The sequence below is a fragment of the Sphingoaurantiacus capsulatus genome (genome assembly GCF_042648405.1).
GTDB lineage: Bacteria > Pseudomonadota > Alphaproteobacteria > Sphingomonadales > Sphingomonadaceae > Sphingoaurantiacus > Sphingoaurantiacus capsulatus.
This window is the reverse complement of sequence record NZ_JBHRXV010000008.1, coordinates 46,758-64,045: the sequence shown is the minus strand read 5'-3', so window position 1 is coordinate 64,045 and position 17,288 is coordinate 46,758. Positions and strand designations below refer to the sequence as shown.

Sequence of the window (17,288 nt, the reverse complement as noted above, 5' to 3'; positions counted from 1 at the left end):
GCGATGACGATCATGTTCAATCCGACCCGTCGCGGCTTCCTTCAGGCGGCCTCCGCCGGCGGCGCCTTCCTGCTGTTCGAGGCGCGCGAGGCGGTCGCCGCCGGCGAGGTGCCGCCCGCCGACAAGCTCGGCCTCTACATCCGCATTTCGCCCGACAATCGCGTCACCATCGCGACGGCCACCACCGAGATCGGGCAGGGGACCAACACCGCGATCCCCATGCTGATCGCCGAGGAACTCGATGTCGACTGGGCGAGCGTCACCGTCGAGAACATGCCGTCGGTGTTCACGCTCGACGATCAGGGCCGCCCGCAGGAGAAGGTGTTCACCAGCGGCGCCGGCGGCTCGGGTGCCATCGCCGCCGGTTACGAGCCCGGCCGGCAGGCGGGCGCCGTGGCGCGTCATCTGCTTATGGCCGCCGCCGCCAAGCAATGGGGCGTGCCGGCGAGCGAGCTGACCACGTCGTCGGGCATCGTCCATCACCGCGCGTCGAAACGCAGTGCGCGCTACGGCGAGCTGGTGTCGCTCGCCGCGCAGCAGCCGGTGCCGACCGAGCCGCTGCCGCTGAAACCGCGGAGCGAACATCGCATCATCGGCAAGGCGCAGAAGCAGAAGCAGGCGCTGGCGATCGTCACCGGGCAGCCGCTTTACGGCATCGACCAGAAGATCGACGGGATGCTGCACGCGGTGGTGCTGCGCTCGCCCTATCTCGACGGCGCGGTGAAGTCGCTCGACGAGACGGCGGCGCGCGCGGTGCCGGGCGTTCGCCATGTCGTGAAGCTCGCGCGGCCGGAGGTCGGCACGCATGTCCGCAACAAGAATCTCTGCGAAGGCGTCGCCGTCGTCGCCGACAGCCTGTGGGCGGCACGCAAGGGCCGCGACGCGTTGCAGGTCGAATGGGAGGCGGGGCCGAAGCGCGAGAACAGCGACGCGGCCTATGCCGCCGCCTGGGACGCGCTCGCCAATGGCGATCGCCATCGGGTCCGCGATGTCGGCGATGTCACCGCCGCCTTCAACAAGGCCGCCAAGGTCATCGAGGCGCGCTACGAGGCGCCGCTCGTCGCCCACGCGACGCTCGAGCCGCAGAATTGCATCGCGCATGTGAAGGACGGCCGCGTCCGCCTGATCGCGCCGACGCAGCTTCCCGTCGCCGCCGTCATGGCCGCGTCGATCGCGGCGGGTGTCGCGCCCGGCAATGTCGACCTGACGCCGGTGCGCTCGGGCGGCGGCTTCGGCCGGCGGCTCTACCAGGACCCGATCATCGAGGCGGTGACGATCTCCAAGGCGGTCAACGCGCCGGTGAAGCTCGTGTGGACGCGCGAGTGCGACATGAGCACCGATCTCTACCGCCCGGGCGGCGCCCACCTGCTGCGCGCGGCGATCGACAAGGACGGCAATCTCACCGGTTGGGAGCATCGCGTCGCCAGCCAGTCGCGCCTCTACCGCGTGGCGCGTGAGGACAATCCGGGCGCCGATATCTTCCAGCGGTCAGAGGTGGCGCCGGAGGACTGGCCGGGCAGCTTCGTGCCCAACCGCCGCTATGAATATGTCGCGATGGATTCAGCGACGATCCGCGGCGCGTGGCGCGCGCCGGGGCATACCGTCAACGCCTGGGTGCAGCAGGCCTTCCTCGACGAGATCGCCGCCGCCGCCGGCCGCGATCCCCTCGAATATCGCCTCACCTCGCTGGGTGAAGCGCGCGACCTCAAATATGAGGCGCATGGCGGCCCGATCTTCTCGACCGGGCGCCTGTCGAATGTGCTCAAGCTCGCGGCGGAGAAGGCCGGCTGGCAGGGGCCGGCGGGCGGCAACGGCAGGGGCCGCGGCATCGCCGCGCATTTCTCTTTCGGCACCTATGTCGCGCATGTCGTCGACGTGTCGCTGAAGGAGGACGGCGGCTTCTCGGTCGATCGCATCGTCTCGGGCATCGATTGCGGCATCGTCGTCAATCCGAACGGCGTCGCCATGCAGAACGAAGGCGCGATCAACGATGCGCTGTCGACCGCGCTGGGGCAGGCGATCACCGTTAAGGACGGGCAGGTCGAACAGAGCAACTTCGATGGCTACGAGATGATGCGCATCGACCGCGCCGCGACCAACATCGAGACGCACACCATCGCGTCCGATGTGGCGCCGCGCGGCATGGGCGAACCGTCGATGCCGCCGTTCACCCCCGCGCTCACCAACGCGCTGGCCGCAGCGAGCGGCAAGCGGATCAGGAAACTGCCGATCGGTAGTCAGCTGGCATGATCGGGGAGGCGGCTGGCATGATTGCTGAAGGCGGCTGCCTTTGCGGCGCGGTGCGCTACCGCTTCGACGCGGAGCCGACCAACATCGGCTATTGCCACTGCTCGATGTGCCGCAAAGCCAGCGGCTCGCCGGTGATCGCTGCCTGCACCTTGCCGCGCGACCGCTTGCAGATGCTGCAGGGCGAGGACGCGCTGGTCCGTTACCCTTCCTCGCCGGCGGTGACGCGGCTGTTCTGCGGCACCTGCGGCGGCCACCTCTTCTTCGACATTCCCGACGAGCCCGACACCATCGACATCTGGCTCGGCTCGCTCGATGAGCCGGATCGCGTGGTGCCGACCTTCCACATATACGCCGCCGACGCGGTGGCATGGCACCGGATCGACGACGGCCTGCCGCGCTATCCGGCGGGACGGGCGAAGTAGCGGCGGCCTCAAACACCCCAATTCGTCATTCCGGCGAAGGCCGGAATCCATACCCATCGTCGAATGGATCCCGGCCTTCGCCGGGATGACGGCCGTGGGGTGCGCCGGGGCGCAGCCCCTACTTCTCCCGCAGTGCCTTGTCGCCCACCCGCTGGATCGGGCTCAGGATGTAGCTCAGGATCGAGCGCTTCTCGCCGAGCAGGTCGACCTCCGCCACCATGCCCGGCGTGATCGCCAGCGGGCGGCCGTCGTTGCCGAGGAGGCGGCCGTCGGTGCGGACGCGGACGAGATAATGCGTCTCGCCGGTGCGCTCGTCGGTCAGCACCGCGTCGGGGGAGATGCGCTCCACCCGGCCCTCCAATGACCCGTAGATCGAATAGTCGTAGGCGGTGAGCTTCACCTGCGCCCGCTGCTCGGGATGGATGAAGGCGATGTCGGCGGGCGCCACCCGCGCCTCGATGACCAGCGCATCGTCGCCCGGCACGATCTCGACCAGCGGCTCGCCCGGCTTGACGATGCCGCCGACGGTGTTGACCAGCACGCGGTTGACGGTGCCGCTGATCGGCGCCTTCAGTTCGGTGCGGGTGACGCGATCCCGCAGCGCCGGCAGCTCGCGGCCCATACCGGCGAGTTCGGCCTTGGCGGCGGTGAGATCGTCGACCGCCTTGGCGCGGAACTGTTCGCGCACCGCGCGCAGCTCGGACGACGCCTCGGCCACCGCCGATTGCGCGCCGCGATATTCGCCGCTCGCCTGTGACGCGGCGGACTGCGCGCGCAGCAGCTCGATCTGCGGCTCGATGCCTTTCTCGACCAGCGGGCCGATCAGCGCCAGCTCGCGGTCGGCGAGGCTCTTCGCCTGCGCGCGCGTCGACACGGTGGTCTGCGCCTGCTCAAGCCGTGAGCCCGCCACCGACAGCGCGGCCGACAATTCCGACTGCCGCGCCTGATGCAGCGAGCGCTCGGCGGCGACGAGGGCGGGGGAGGTGGTGACGAGACCCGGCGGGAAGCTCGGCGAGCCGCCGCCGACTTCGGCCTGCAGCCGGGTGATGCGCGCGACGAGGGCATTGTAGCCCTCCTGCTCCTTGGTGAACTGCGCGGAGAATTGCGTGGCGTCGAGGCGCAGCAGTGCCTGTCCCGCCTCGACCTTCTCGCCCTGCCGCACGAGAATCTCGCGGACGATGCCGCCTTCGAGGTTGGAGACGACCTGCAATTGTCGCGACGGGATCACGCGGCCCTGCGCGCGGCTGACTTCGTCGACGCGGGCGAGCGCGGCCCAGCCGACGAACAGGATGACGAAGCCGGCGATCGTCCACAGCAGCAGATTGGCGGCGCGGCTCGGCTCGATGCGATCGGGCAGGCGCTCGATGTTGGCGGTCAGGTCCATGACGCTACTGTCCTCCCACCGCGACCGACTTCAGCACGTCATCGCGCGGCCCCTGCGCGACGATCTTGCCGCGGTCGAGAATGATCACCCGGTCGACGAGCTTCAGCATCGAGGCGCGGTGCGTGACCAGCACGACGCTCTTTCCCTTCAGCTCAACCTCCATCCGGGCGAGCAGCGCGTTCTCCGACTGGATATCCATCGCGCTCGTCGGCTCGTCGAACAGCAGCACCGGCCGGCTGCCGGCGACGGCGCGGGCGATGGCGATCGACTGGCGCTGGCCGCCCGACAGGCCTTCGCCGCGGTCGGCGAGGCGCAGATCGTAGCCGTTCGGAATCTGCCCCATGAAGTCGTGCGTGCCCGACACCTTGGCGGCGCGCAGCACTTCCTCGTCGTCGACCGCCGCATCGCCTAAGGTGATGTTCTCGCGCACCGATCCCGACAGCAGGAACACATCCTGCAACACCGCGCCGACGTTGCGGCGCAGGTCGTCGGGGTGGATCTGGCGCACATCGGTTTCGTCGATGAACACCGCGCCCTCGGTCGCCTGATAGAGGCCGAGGATGAGGCGCGCGACGGTCGACTTGCCCGAGCCGACGCGGCCGAGGATCGCGACGCGCTCGCCGGCGCCGATGGTGAAGGATACGTCGTCAAGCGCGCGCTGCGTCGAGCCCGGATAGCGGAAGATGACGTTCCTGAACTCGATGCGCCCCTCGATCGTCTTGCGGCGCAGATAGGTGGCGCCGTCGGTGACCTCGCCCGCCTCGCTCATCATCTCGTTGAGCTGCCGATAGGCAGTGCGGGTGTGGCTGAGGCGCGTCAGCAGGTTGGCGATCTGCGACAGCGGCGCGACGCAGCGCCCGGCGAGGATCGAGCAGGCGATGAGACCGCCCATCGTCAGGTCGCCGCGGCCGATCAGGAACACGCCGACGATGATCGTGCCGACGTAGCTGATCTGCTGCGCCGACCCGGCGACGTTGATCGCGATGGCGCTGACCATCCGCTGGCGCATCGACAGGTCGGCATGGCTGTCGACCGCGTGCGACCAGCGGTCGGCGAGCAACGGCCCGGCCGACGACGACTTCACCGTCTCGAGGCCGGAGATCGTCTCGACCAGCACGCCCTGCTTCGACAGGCCCTGGCCCATGCCGCCCGCGGCGAGGCGGCCGAGCGCCGGCTGCACCAGCCAGCCGGCGGCGATGACGACGGGCACCGCGAGGAGCGGCACCAGCACCACCCAGCCGCCGATCGAGGCGATGACCGCGAGGAACAGGATGATGAACGGCACGTCGACGAGCGCGGCGAGCGTCGCCGAGGCGAAGAATTCGCGCAGCGCCTCGAACTCGCGCAGCAGCCCGGCAAAGGCGCCAGCCGAACCCTTGCGCGCTTCCATCCGCATCGCCAGCAGCCGCTTGAAGATGGCGGCGCCGAGGTCGCGGTCGATGCGCTGGCCGGCGATGTCGATGAAATAGCCGCGCAGCGATTTCAGGATGAAGTCGAAGATCAGCACGATCGCCACGCCGACCGACAGCGCGATCAGCGATTCGGTGGCGTTGTTCGGAACGACGCGGTCATAGACCACCATCGAGAACAGCGAGGTGACGAGGCTGAACAGGTTGATGAGGACGGCTGCCAGCGCGACCTGCCCGTACATCTTCTTGTTGGCGCGGATCGGGTCCATCAGCCATGGCGCGATGCGTGGGGGTGGGGCCTTGATGTCGTGATCGGCCATCAGCGGCCTCCGAAGAGCGACTGGGCGTCGCTGAAGCTGAAGGAAAGATTGAAGTGGTCGAGCAGCTCGCCGGTGCGGTCGAGCAGCACGTGCCGCGCCACGTCGAGCTCGGTCGAGCCCTGCAGATAAGCGGTCGCCGCCTCGAAATAATCCTGCTCGGCCTGCAGCACGTCGAGCAGGCTGCCGCGCGACACCTTGAACTGCTCGACGAACAGGTCGCGGGTGCGGCGGTTGGCGATGTAGGCGCGCTCCAGCGTCGCCGCCTGCTTCTCCAGCACGCGGACGTCCTCGAAGGCGATGCCGGCGTCGCGGCCCGCCTCGTTCACCACCCGCTCGGCGGCGAACTCCGACTGGCGGTAGCGGGCGAGCGCCTGGTTGGCGCGGGCCGAGGTCTGGCCGCCGCTGAACAGATTGTGGCGCAGCACCAGCCGGCCGCGCACGTCGTAATCGTCGCCGTCATCAAGCACGTCATACTGCGTGCCGTCGATGACGCCGGTGATGCGCGGCAGCCGGTCAGACCGGGCGGCGCGCCATTCGCGCTCCGCGCTCGCCTCGCGCGCCTTCGCTGCCGTCACTTCGGGTGCGCGCGCGCTCAACTCGGCGGCATCCTCGGCGGTCGCTGCCTCGCTTTCCGGCGGGGCGGGGCGGACGATGCGCGCCGGCGCCGGCTCGCCGAAGGCTTCGAGATAACGCGCCCGCGAGGAGGCGAGCTGTCGCTCGAACCGCGCGACGGTGCCCTCGGCGCTCGCCAGATAGGATTCGACCCGCGCCACGTCGCCGCCGGCGCCATAGCCCTGCTCGAAGCGCATCCTGGTATCGCTCAGGATATCGCGGTGCCGCTGGATGAACGCCTGACCCATGTCGTTGAGCGTCTGGTAGGCGAGCACGTCATAATAGGCCGCGACGGCGCGCAGGCCGGCGTCGTTCGCTACCCGCCGCACTTCGGCCTCGGCGGCGGAAATCCGCGCCGAGGCGGCGGCGACTCGCCGGGACGTGGCGCCGAAATCGAGCAGCAACTGCTCGGCACTGATGTTGGCGTCGGTGCGGGTGCGCGGGCGCGACCGCTCGATGATATTGTCGTTATCGATCTCGAAATTGCGGGCGATGCTGTAGTCGCCGTTCAGCACCACATCGACGCGCGGCAGCCGGCCGGCGCGGATTTCGGCGCGCACCTGCCGCGCCTCGCGCTGCGCGGCGATCGCCTCGAGCACGCTCGGGTGACTTTCGATCGCGCGCGTCACCGAGGGGCCAAACGCCGCATTGGCATCGGCGCGTTTCAAAAAGTTGAGCAGCGGGTCTTTCGCGGGATCGATCGCCTGCGGCTGCCCGGACGGGCCGGGCAGGGTGGCGATGGGGACCTGTGCGCCGGCTGGCGCGGCCAGCAGGAGCGCCGCGACGGCGGCTGCCGTGCGTGATGACTTCAAGATTCCGTTCCCAAACTGCGCTACCCGGCCGGTCCCCTCGGCAGAATGAGCGAAACACTCTTGGCCTGACGCTCGTTTGAGGTAGGCTTCGCGTTACATAACGGGAATTCTCTGGGGAGGGAATTGCATGCGCTGGAAACTGGCGCCACTCCTGTGCCTTGCACTCGCCGGTGGCGCGTCTGCCGCCGATCTGGTGCTGCCCGCGCCCAGCGACTCGACCTACCTCCTCAACGTCTATCGCGATCTCCACCAGCATCCCGAACTGTCCTTCCAGGAAGTGCGTACCGCCGCCCGCCTCGCCGCCGAGGCGCGCCAGCTCGGCTTCACCGTGACCACCGGCGTCGGCAAGACCGGCGTCGTCGCGGTGTTGGAGAACGGCCCCGGCCCGGTGGTGATGATCCGCGCCGACATGGACGCGCTCCCGGTGCAGGAGGAAACTGGGCTTTCGTTTGCCAGCAAGGCGACGGCTACCGGCCCCGACGGGCAGACGGTGCCGGTGATGCACGCCTGCGGGCATGATCTGCACATGGCCGCCTGGGTCGGCACCGCCCGCCGCCTCGTCGCCGACCGCGCCAGCTGGTCGGGCACCTTGGTAATGATCGGCCAGCCTGCCGAGGAACGCGGCGGCGGCGCGCTCGCCATGCTGAACGACGGCCTCTACGAACGCTTTCCGAAGCCCGACTATGTGCTGGCGCTGCACAGCCATGCCGCGCTCCCCGCCGGGATGATCGCCTATTCGCACGGCTATGCGCTGGCCAACGTCGATTCGGTCGATCTCGACATCCGCGGTATCGGCGGCCACGGCGCCTATCCGCAGGTGGCGAAGGACCCGATCATGCTCGCCTCGCGCACCGTGGTGGCGCTGCAGGAGCTGGCGGCGAAGGAAAGCCAGCAGCATGACACGCCCGCCGTCATCTCGGTCGGCTCGATCCACGGCGGCAGCAAGCACAACATCATCCCCGACGAGGTGCGGCTGCAACTGACGGTGCGCAGCTACGGCGACGAATCGCGTGCGCGCCTGCTCGACGGCATCCGCCGCATCGCGCTGGGCGAGGCGCAGGCCGCCGGCTTTCCGCAGGACCGCATGCCGGTGATGACCGTCGGCGACGACTTCACCCCCGCGACCTACAACACCGACCGGCTGACCCGGCACATCGGCGATCTGTTCGCCGAGCGCTTCGGCAAGGACAAGGTGATCCTGCAGCCGGCGGTGATGGGCGGCGAGGATTTCAGCGAATATTACCGCGCCGACACATCGATCGAGAGCCTGATCTTCTGGCTCGGCGCCGTCGATCCGGTCGAATGGCGCGCGGTGAAGGGCAACCCGTCCAAGCTCCCCGCCCAGCACAGTTCCCGCTTCGCCCCCGACGCCGCGCCCACCATCGCGATGGGCGTCGAGGCGATGAGCAGCGCCGCGCTTGGCCTGTTCGGCCGTGATGCGAAGCCGCTGCCGCCGGCCACGCTGGTGATGAAGGGCAGCCGCAAGCGTGGGGCGTTGAGCGCGGGCAAGTAAGCGGGGCGAGCACCGCCGCAACACCCCACACCCGTCATACCGGCGAAAGCCGATATCCAGCTGCAACTCACTGTCCTCTCCCGCTCACCCTGAGCCTGTCGAAAGGCGAGCGCGCGCACGCTGGTCGTGCAAACCCATCACCCTTCGACAAGCTCAGGGTCAGCGGGGGAGGGGGTAGACGCCCCTTCACCAACAAAACCGATCACAGCCATCGGAACTCCTCATTAGCACTCCTGCGAATCATTCGCATATACCTCGAACCCGAGGAGACGCCGATGCCGACCGAGTATCTGAAGACCCTGACCTACCTGTCGATCCACCTGACGATCGGCTTCACCGTCGCCTATCTGCTGACCGGCTCGATCGAAATCGCCGGCGGCATCGCGATCATCGAACCCTGCGTGAACGCTGTCGCCTTCTTCTTCCACGAGCGTGCCTGGGCCGGCCGTCTGTTCGGCCGCACGCCGGTTGCTGCCTGAAATGCGATTGGCCGTTCCGGGCGAACGATCCTAGCGCGAGTGCGGGCTAGTATCGGCGTGCGCGCCCTCTAAGCTGGCCGCAAAATACCTTGGAGGGAGCCGGTTATGCGCGACTATCTCAAATTCTACATTGACGGTCAGTGGGTCGACCCGGTCGAGCCGAAGACGCTCGACGTCATCAACCCGGCGAACGAAGGCGTCGCCGGGCGCATCAGCCTCGGCTCGGCGGTCGATGTCGACCGGGCTGCGCAGGCCGCGCGCCGGGCGTTCGCCAGCTTCTCGCAGACCAGCGTCAAGGATCGCCTCGACCTGCTGGGCGCGGTCGTCGCCGAATATCAGAAGCGCTACAACGACATGGCCGCCGCCATCACCGAGGAGATGGGCGCGCCCGCCTATCTCGCCAACCAGGCGCAGGCGGCGCTCGGCATCGCGCATCTGCAGACCGCGATGGCGGTGCTGAAGGATTACAAGTTCGAGGAGCTGCGCGGCACCACGCTGCTGGTGAAGGACCCGATCGGCGTCTGCGGCTTCATCACGCCGTGGAACTGGCCGGTGAACCAGATCGCGACCAAGGTCGCCCCGGCGCTCGCCACGGGCTGCACGATGGTGCTGAAACCCTCCGAGGTTGCGCCTTTCTCGGGGTACATCTGGAGCGAGATCATGCACGCGGCCGGCGTGCCGGCGGGCGTTTACAACATGGTCAACGGCGACGGTCCCACCGTTGGCGCCGCCATCTCCAGCCATCCGCAGATCGACATGGTCAGCTTCACCGGCTCGACCCGCGCCGGCATTGAGGTGGCGCGCAACGCCGCTCCGACGGTCAAGCGCGTCCATCAGGAACTGGGTGGCAAGTCGCCGAACATCGTCCTCGACGATGCCGACTTCAACGCGGCGATCGCCGGCGGCGTCAAATCGGTGATGATGAACTCGGGCCAGTCGTGCAACGCGCCGACCCGCATGCTCGTCCCCGCCGGCCGCATGGCGCAGGTAAAGGAGATCGCCAAGGCCGCGGCCGAGGCGACCACCGTCGGCGACCCGACCGGCAATTCGGCGATGGGCCCGGTCGTTTCCGAGGTTCAGTTCAACAAGATCCAGACCTTGATCCAGAAGGGCATCGACGAGGGCGCCACGCTGGTCGCCGGCGGTGTCGGCCGCCCGGACGGGCTGGAGAAGGGCTATTATGTGAAGCCCACCGTCTTCGCCGACGTCACCAGCGAGATGTCGATTTCGAAGGAGGAAATCTTCGGGCCGGTGCTCGCCATCCTCGGCTACCAGTCGGAAGAGGAAGCGATCGCGGTGGCGCACGACACCGAATACGGCCTCGCCGCCTATGTGCAGGGCGAGCCCGAGCACGCCCGCCGCGTGGCGAAGTCGATGCGCGCCGGCCAGGTGAACATCAACGGCGCCGGCATCGACTTCATGGCGCCGTTCGGCGGCTACAAGCAGTCGGGCAACGGCCGCGAATGGGGCGACCACGCGTTCGGCGAATTCCTCGAGACGAAGGCGGTCCTCGGCTTCGCACCCAAGGAAGCGGCCGAGTAGGGGCGCCCCTCTATCACGCACCTGACGTTCGTCATCCCATCCTTTGCCGGGATGACGAATGTTTGGGTAAGGGCGGTGAGCGGTGCTGTGCGCCTAACTCGCTACCGCCTCGAACCACGCCGAAAACGGCGTGGCCGGGCTGCCAACAGGCCGATCCCAAGCATCATCATCTGCCAGCCAGCGGGTGCCGGTATCGCTGTCAGCGTGGCCTCGTTCACCGTCGATCCGACATAGAGGAAAAGATCGCTATCGGCGTTGAGCAGCCCGTAGTTGAAGCTTCTGCTCGCGAACAATGACAGCGGCATCAAGCTGGTTATGAGGTCGTCGCCGCGCGCGCTGGCGGAAAAATCGAACGCATTGAAAGTAATGCTTTCGGAGACGAGACCACTGCCCACGTCGAAGGCGTAGCCGCTTGGTGGAGAGAAGTTGTAATTGAAAAAGTTGAACGACTGCGCGTCGACCGCACCGACAACATCCCGATCGTTCCAGATCTGTATCTGGCTGTTGAACGAGAACAGGGGGCTGAATGTGGTCGTGTAAGAACCGATGCGGGCGGTTATCCGGGATCCGACCAGATCGTAGATATTGACGGTCGGGTCCGCGTCGAAGGTCGGCGATACGGTCGCCGGCGCTGTGTCGAAGGTAACGCTCAGGCGAAACTCGTCACCGACAGAGACCATGCCCGAAGGCGTCGAGACGACATTGCCGCCCTGCCGGGCCGTCAGATAGTCGACGTTTCCGACAACATCGAGGCGAAACGCCGCCGCCCGGGCGTCCGACGCACTCGCCAACGCAATGATCGAAACTGACAAGCAGATAGCGGCGCGCATCGATTTCCCCCCGGTCGCCGCTACACTTGCGGCCGCGATCGGCAAGAGTCTAGTCGTCAGTCGGTCACCGCCTTGAACCATGGCGCGAACGGGCCGTTGCCGAGCGCCATCGCCTGCACCTGTGCATGCGCCGCGTTCAGCGCCTCGGTCGCCTTGGTGTTGGGATGCACCGGCCGCCGCAGCGGGCGACTGCCCGCCGGCATCGCGATGATCTCGCCGATCGCGCGCGCCACATCCATCGGGTCGGTGTTGCCGCCGGTGCCGAACATCTTCTCCGCCATCGCGATGTGCGGGGCATAGGCCGCCTTGCGCTCGGTATCGGCGCGGGCCAGCGCCGCGTCGGACAGGCGGCGGCCGTTGGCCCACACTTCGGTCGGGTAGCCGCCCGGCTGGATGATTGTCACCTCGACGCCGAACGGCGCCAGCTCATAGGCCATCGCTTCGAACATCGCCTCGACGCCGAACTTGGTCGACGAATAATGGCCGACGCCGGGGATGACGACGCGCCCGAGCTGCGACGACACGTTGAACACAAGCCCCGCCTTCTTCGCCCGCATCGCCGGCAGCACCGCCCGGGCGACGCGCAGATAGCCGAAGAGGTTGGTGTCGAAGATCAGCTGCGTCGCCTGAAGGTCGAGCAGCTCGACCGGGCCTGAGATGCCGATGCCGGCATTGTTGACCAGCACGTCGAGCGCGCCACCCGCGATCTTCTGCGCTGCCGCGGTACCCGAGGCGACGAGCGCGTCGCTCAGCACGTCGATCTCGACGACGCTCAGCCTCAGCTTCTCTTTCGCCGCGACGTCGGCCAGCTCCTGCGCTTCCTTGCGCTTGCCGCCCTGCGTGTTGCGCATCGAGGCGATGACATTGGCGCCGTTCCGCGCCAGGTGCAGCGCGGTCAGCTTGCCGAAGCCCGAGCTGCAGCCGGTGATCAGCACCGACTTGCCCGCCACGTCGAGCTTCGCTTGCGCGGCCACGGGGGCCGCGCTCGCTGCTGCCATCACCGCCGCGCCGCCGAGCAGCGCCCGCCGGTCGATCCCGTTCTCAGCCATCGTTTCCTCCCCGAAATATCTTTTGCGGCAGCTTACGCCTGATGCCGCTTATTGAAAGGGGGAGTAGGCGGCGGCCGCGCGACCATTAGGATGGCCGCCAACAATCCACGGGGAGTATCCGACACATGACGCTTCGCACGCCCATCTGCGACCTGCTCGGCATCGAGCATCCGATCCTGCTCGCCGGCATGGGCGGCGTCTCCTATGCCGAGGTCTGCGCCGCGGTCAGCGAGGCGGGCGGCTTCGGCTCGCTCGGCATGGCGGGCACCTCGCCGGAATTCATCCGCGGCCAGATGCGCCGGGTGAAGGAACTGACCGACAAGCCGTTCGGCGTCGACCTGCTCGCCGCGCAGCCCGAAACGCTGATCGAAAGCGTCGACGTCATCATCGAAGAGGGCGCGAAAGCCTTCATCGCCGGCCTCGGCGTGCCGACCTCGATCCTCGAAAAGCTGCACGGCGCCGGCATCGTCGTGATGAGCATGTGCGGCACCGTCCGCCACGCCGAGAAGGCAGCCGAGGCCGGCTGCGACGTGGTGATCGTGCAGGGCACCGAGGGCGGCGGCCATACCGGCTCGGTCGCCAGCGTCGCGCTGTGGCCGCAGGTCGTCGACGCGGTCGACGTGCCGGTGATCGCGGCGGGCGGCCTCTACGACGGCCGCGGCCTCGCCGCCGCGCTGGCCTTCGGCTGCCAGGGCGTGTGGATGGGCACCCGCTTCATCGCCAGCGCCGAGGCGCACGCCGGTCAGCCCTACAAGGACGCCATCGTCGCGATGAGCGAGGCCGACACGGTGATCAGCCGCGCCTTCACGGGCAAGACGCTGCGCGCTATCGCCAACGAGACCACCAAGGAATGGGAGGGCAAGCCGGTGCAGCCGTTCCCGATGCAGGCGATGGAGTCAGTGCGCGAGAACCGCCTCGGCCCGATCGCCGGCATCGTCGACAATGTCGACCCCGCGAAGCAGTGCCTCGCGGCCGGGCAGGGCGGCGGCGGTGTCCGCGAAATTCTGCCGGCGGCGGAGATCGTGCGGCGGACGTTGCAGGAAGCCGAAGCGGCGATCGGCAGGCTGCCGGGCTTCCTCGTCCAGCAGAAGCAGGGCGTGGCGGTCGGGCCGTAAGCGAGTTCGCACCGCGCTTCGCACCCCTAAACCCGTCATACCGGCGAAAGCCGGTATCCAGACCGACCGTCGACTGGATACCGGCTTTCGCCGGTATGACAGATTTGAAGTAATAGGGGGGATGCGCGCGAACATCGCGCCTGTCAGTCCCTCTCCCGCCTGCGGGAGAGGCTAGGTGAGGATGTGCGAGCGCCAGCGAGCTTGGCGTCGGCGGTGCTGAACTGAGAAGGCGGTACACCCTCACCCTCCCATCCTCCTTCGCTAAAGCTCCCTCCCTCTCCCGCAAGCGGGCGAGGGAAAGGCCAGGCGCCGCTGACTCTTCACCGTCCGATTGGATACCGGCTTTCGCCGGTATGACGGCTTGAGGTTGGAACTGCCGTACAACCCCATCGTCATCCCCGCGAAGGCGGGGATCCATTACCGCCGATGCCTCGGGGAATGGACCCCGCGGTCGCCGGTACGACGATATTTGAAATAAGCCAGGGGATGCGCGCGAACATCGCCCCTGTCGGTCCCTCTCCCGCCTGCGGGAGAGGTTAGGTGAGGGTGTGCGAGCGCCAGCGAGCTTGGCGTCGGCGGTGCTGAACTGAGAGGGCGGTACACCCTCACCCTCCCATCCTCCTTCGCTAAAGCTACGGAGGACGGGCCCCTCCCTCTCCCGCAAGCGGGCGAGGGAGAGGGCGGCCTTAGCGCCTCACTCCCCGCCCGGCGTCTTGTTCACGCGATAGTCGAGCGGCGGCTTCCGGTCGCCGAGTAGGCTTTTGTAGACGAAGTTGGGCCCGCGCCGCTGGTCGAACTCGGCCTTCGCCGCGACGATATGGTCGGGGTTCTGGTAGAGTTCGATCGCGGTCAGCGCCAAAATCTTCGCGGCGTTCTGCATCCCCTGGAAGCCGATCGGCGTGCCGCCGGCCGCCACTGCCTGCCAGCTATGCGCCGCCGTCCCCGGCACCCAGGTCGCGGTCGAGAAGCCGGCGGTCGGCACCGTGTAGCTGACGTCGCCGACGTCGGTCGAACCCGCGCCATGGCTCTCGCTCAGCGGGTCGATCTGCGTCGCTTCCGCCAGCGTCCGCTTGGTATCGAGCGACGGCAGCAGCTTCTGCGCGAACGCGGTGTCCGCCGCGCTGTACTTCACCCCGCCGACCTTGGTCATATTGGCGTGGACGATGTTCTGCAAATAGCGGTTGGGCAGCAGGCTGTTGATGCCGTGAATCACCTCATGCTCGACGGTCGTGCCGGTGCCGAGCGCGGCGCCCTCCGACGCCTTCACCAGCCGATCGAAGCTGTCGCGCACGATCTCCGGGTCGGGGTTGCGCATGTAGTAGAAGACTTCGGCATAGTCGGGGACGACGTTGGGCGTGCTGCCGCCCGAGGTGATGACATAGTGCATGCGCGATTCCTGCGGCAGGTGCTCGCGCATCATGTTGGCCATCATGTTCATCGCCTCGACGCCGTCGAGTGCCGAGCGGCCGCGCTCCGGCGCGCCGGCGGCATGGGCGGAGACGCCCTTGAAGCGGAATTTGCCCGACTTGTTGGCGTTGGTCGTCTCGATGTCGGCGCTGTTCTCCGATCCCGGATGCCAGTGCAGCGCGATGTCGACGTCCTTGAACAGCCCGTCGCGCACCAGATAGACCTTGCCCGCGCCGCCTTCTTCCGCCGGCGTGCCGTAGAAGCGGATGGTGCCCTTGGCGCCGGTCTTCTGCAGCCAGTCCTTCACCGCGATGGCGGCCGAGGCCGAGGCGACGCCGAACAGATGATGGCCGCAGGCATGGCCCGCCGACTTGCCGGGCACCGGCTGGCGGGTCGGCACATCGGCCTGGTTGATGCCGGGCAGCGCGTCGAACTCGCCGAGCACGCCGATCACCGGGCCGCCGCTGCCCCAAGTCGCGGTGAAGGCGGTCGGGATGCCGGCGACGCCCGCCTCAATCTTGAACCCCGCGTCCTTCAACTGCTTTTGCAGCAGCGCCGACGATTTGGTCTCGAGATAGCCGACCTCGGCGAAGGTCCAGATCGACTTGGCCAGCTCGGCATTCTTTGCCGCGTCGCGGTCGATGCGGTCGAGCGCCACCTGCGTGTCCTGCGCCTGCACCGCGCCCGCGACGAGCGCCATCATCGCCGCACCGATCAGCTTCTTCATGTTCGAGATACCCCAGCCGGATTCGAGAAGGCCGGCATGTTAGCGGGGGATCGGCGGGCGGCTACTGCTTTTCCGCTATTGCGGATCGAGCGGCGCACTCAGCACCGCGGTGCGGATGCCCTGATCCTTCAGCCACTTCCCGAAACACAAGAATTTCTTCGAATCGATCGTCGGGCTGATCCGGGTCAGCGACAATGTCTTCGGTTCGATCTGCGTCCAGCTGAGATCGCTTTTCGCCAGCCCGCAGGTAACGGCGGCGGCATCGATCGCCGACGGCGTGGCGATCGTCAGGGCGGCGGAAGCGAGGAGGGTGATCATGTCCGTTTGCCTAGCATTGCGCCGCCCGCCACGCCACGCCTTGCACCGTCGCGCGCGACCCGATAGCGCAGGGATATGCGCTTCCTTTCCGACAACGCCGCCTCCGTCTGCCCCGAAGTGATGGAGGCGGTGGTCGCCGCCAACGTCGCCACCGACAGCGCCTATGACGGCGATCCCTGGTCGAAGCGGCTCGACGATACGTTCTCCGACTTCTTCGGTACCCGCTGCCGCGTGTTCGCGGTGTCGAGCGGTACCGCGGCGAACAGCCTCGCGCTCGCGTCGCTGGTGCCGCCGTTCGGCGCGATCGTCTGCCACCGCGAGGCGCATATCGAGGTCGACGAGTGCGGCGCGCCCGAATTCTTCACCGGCGGCGCCAAGCTGCTGCTGTGCGACGGCGACCATGCCAAGCTGACCCCGGAGAGCGTCGCGACCGGCACCGCCGCGATGCGCGGCGACGTGCATCAGGTGCAGATCCGCGCGCTGTCGCTGACGCAGGCGACGGAGTACGGCACCGTCTATTCGCCCGACGAGGTCGCGGCGCTCGCCGGTATGGCGAAATCGCGCGGCTGGCGCGTCCACATGGACGGCGCCCGCTTCTCCAATGCGCTGGTCCATCTCGGCTGCCACCCCGGCGACGTGACCTGGCGCGCCGGCGTCGAGGTGCTGAGCTTCGGCGCGATCAAGAACGGCGGCATGTCGGCCGAGGCCTTGGTGTTCTTCGACGAGAGCCTCGCCGAGGATTTGCCGTTCCGCCGCAAGCGCGCCGGGCAGATGCCGTCGAAAGGGCGGTTCAACGCCGCGCAGCTGATCGCTTATGTCGAAAGCGGCGCATGGCAGCGCAACGCCGCGGCGTCGAACGGCGGCGCGCGGAGGCTGGCGGCGGCGGCGGGCGCGCGGCTGACGCATCCGGTCGAGGCCAACGAGGTGTTCGTCGACATCGGCTCGAACGGCGACAGGCTGCGCGCGCAGGGTTTCAACTTCTACGATTGGGGCGCCGCCGGATCGGGCGAGGCGCGCTTCGTCGTTTCGTGGGATCAGCGCGAGGAGGAGATCACGGCGCTCGCCGCCGCCTTCGCCGCGCTGGAATAAGGGGGAAGCG

General features: G+C 67.9%; 14 protein-coding genes. 7 read left to right on the top strand and 7 right to left on the bottom strand.

The genetic code is table 11. The features are described 5' to 3' along the window. The first annotated feature begins 3 nt into the window (after positions 1–3). Positions 4–2,250 carry a xanthine dehydrogenase family protein molybdopterin-binding subunit gene (locus ACFOMD_RS09715; protein ID WP_380860533.1) on the top strand — a complete coding sequence of 749 codons (2,247 nt, stop codon included), beginning with the start codon at positions 4–6 and terminating at the stop codon, positions 2,248–2,250. Positions 2,251–2,267: 17 nt separating this feature from the next. Continuing rightward, a complete protein-coding gene (locus tag ACFOMD_RS09710; RefSeq protein ID WP_380860530.1) occupies positions 2,268–2,672 on the top strand; it encodes a GFA family protein in 405 nt (134 codons plus the stop codon). A 118-nt stretch (positions 2,673–2,790) separates the two neighbouring features. On the opposite strand, the gene ACFOMD_RS09705 is transcribed toward ACFOMD_RS09710, so the two are convergent. Genes ACFOMD_RS09705 through ACFOMD_RS09695 form a run of 3 tightly spaced genes read right to left on the bottom strand, consistent with a single transcriptional unit; the run spans position 2,791 to position 7,209 of the window. Then, positions 2,791–4,056 (bottom strand): HlyD family type I secretion periplasmic adaptor subunit, encoded by a 1,266-nt coding sequence (locus tag ACFOMD_RS09705; RefSeq protein ID WP_380860527.1) that lies wholly within the window; start codon positions 4,054–4,056, stop codon positions 2,791–2,793. A 4-nt stretch (positions 4,057–4,060) separates the two neighbouring features. Then, positions 4,061–5,785 (bottom strand): type I secretion system permease/ATPase, encoded by a 1,725-nt coding sequence (locus ACFOMD_RS09700; protein ID WP_380860524.1) that lies wholly within the window; start codon positions 5,783–5,785, stop codon positions 4,061–4,063. Next, positions 5,785–7,209 (bottom strand): TolC family protein, encoded by a 1,425-nt coding sequence (locus tag ACFOMD_RS09695; protein WP_380860521.1) that lies wholly within the window; start codon positions 7,207–7,209, stop codon positions 5,785–5,787. Before ACFOMD_RS09695 ends, ACFOMD_RS09700 begins: the two co-directional genes overlap by 1 nt. A 127-nt stretch (positions 7,210–7,336) precedes the next feature. Between ACFOMD_RS09695 and ACFOMD_RS09690 the strand changes: the two genes are divergently transcribed. From ACFOMD_RS09690 to ACFOMD_RS09680, 3 genes are all read left to right on the top strand, one after another. Continuing rightward, on the top strand, positions 7,337–8,722 hold the full coding sequence (locus ACFOMD_RS09690) for an amidohydrolase (protein WP_380860518.1): 1,386 nt from the start codon (positions 7,337–7,339) through the stop codon (positions 8,720–8,722). Between the two features lie 275 nt (positions 8,723–8,997). Continuing rightward, the gene (locus tag ACFOMD_RS09685; RefSeq protein ID WP_380860515.1) at positions 8,998–9,201 is read left to right on the top strand and encodes a DUF2061 domain-containing protein; all 204 of its coding nucleotides are present in this window, start codon (positions 8,998–9,000) and stop codon (positions 9,199–9,201) included. Positions 9,202–9,306: 105 nt separating this feature from the next. After that, on the top strand, positions 9,307–10,743 hold the full coding sequence (locus ACFOMD_RS09680) for an aldehyde dehydrogenase family protein (protein WP_380860512.1): 1,437 nt from the start codon (positions 9,307–9,309) through the stop codon (positions 10,741–10,743). A 101-nt stretch (positions 10,744–10,844) separates the two neighbouring features. On the opposite strand, the gene ACFOMD_RS09675 is transcribed toward ACFOMD_RS09680, so the two are convergent. Both ACFOMD_RS09675 and ACFOMD_RS09670 read right to left on the bottom strand, forming a co-directional pair. Beyond that, complete coding sequence (locus tag ACFOMD_RS09675) at positions 10,845–11,573, bottom strand: hypothetical protein (RefSeq protein ID WP_380860509.1); 729 nt, start codon at positions 11,571–11,573, stop codon at positions 10,845–10,847. A gap of 56 nt (positions 11,574–11,629) precedes the next feature. Next, positions 11,630–12,622, bottom strand: coding sequence for an SDR family oxidoreductase (locus ACFOMD_RS09670; protein WP_380860506.1), 993 nt, complete (start codon positions 12,620–12,622; stop codon positions 11,630–11,632). A gap of 125 nt (positions 12,623–12,747) precedes the next feature. Here ACFOMD_RS09670 and ACFOMD_RS09665 point away from each other — a divergent pair, with 125 nt between their 5' ends. Then, on the top strand, positions 12,748–13,737 hold the full coding sequence (locus ACFOMD_RS09665; protein ID WP_380860503.1) for an NAD(P)H-dependent flavin oxidoreductase: 990 nt from the start codon (positions 12,748–12,750) through the stop codon (positions 13,735–13,737). 694 nt (positions 13,738–14,431) lie between these two features. Here the strand turns inward: ACFOMD_RS09665 and ACFOMD_RS09660 are convergent. Continuing rightward, the gene (locus tag ACFOMD_RS09660; RefSeq protein ID WP_380860500.1) at positions 14,432–15,871 is read right to left on the bottom strand and encodes an amidohydrolase; all 1,440 of its coding nucleotides are present in this window, start codon (positions 15,869–15,871) and stop codon (positions 14,432–14,434) included. A gap of 75 nt (positions 15,872–15,946) precedes the next feature. Continuing rightward, positions 15,947–16,189, bottom strand: coding sequence for a hypothetical protein (locus ACFOMD_RS09655; RefSeq protein ID WP_380860497.1), 243 nt, complete (start codon positions 16,187–16,189; stop codon positions 15,947–15,949). A 75-nt stretch (positions 16,190–16,264) separates the two neighbouring features. Here ACFOMD_RS09655 and ACFOMD_RS09650 point away from each other — a divergent pair, with 75 nt between their 5' ends. Beyond that, on the top strand, positions 16,265–17,278 hold the full coding sequence (locus ACFOMD_RS09650; protein ID WP_380860494.1) for a threonine aldolase family protein: 1,014 nt from the start codon (positions 16,265–16,267) through the stop codon (positions 17,276–17,278). Positions 17,279–17,288: the final 10 nt, after the last annotated feature.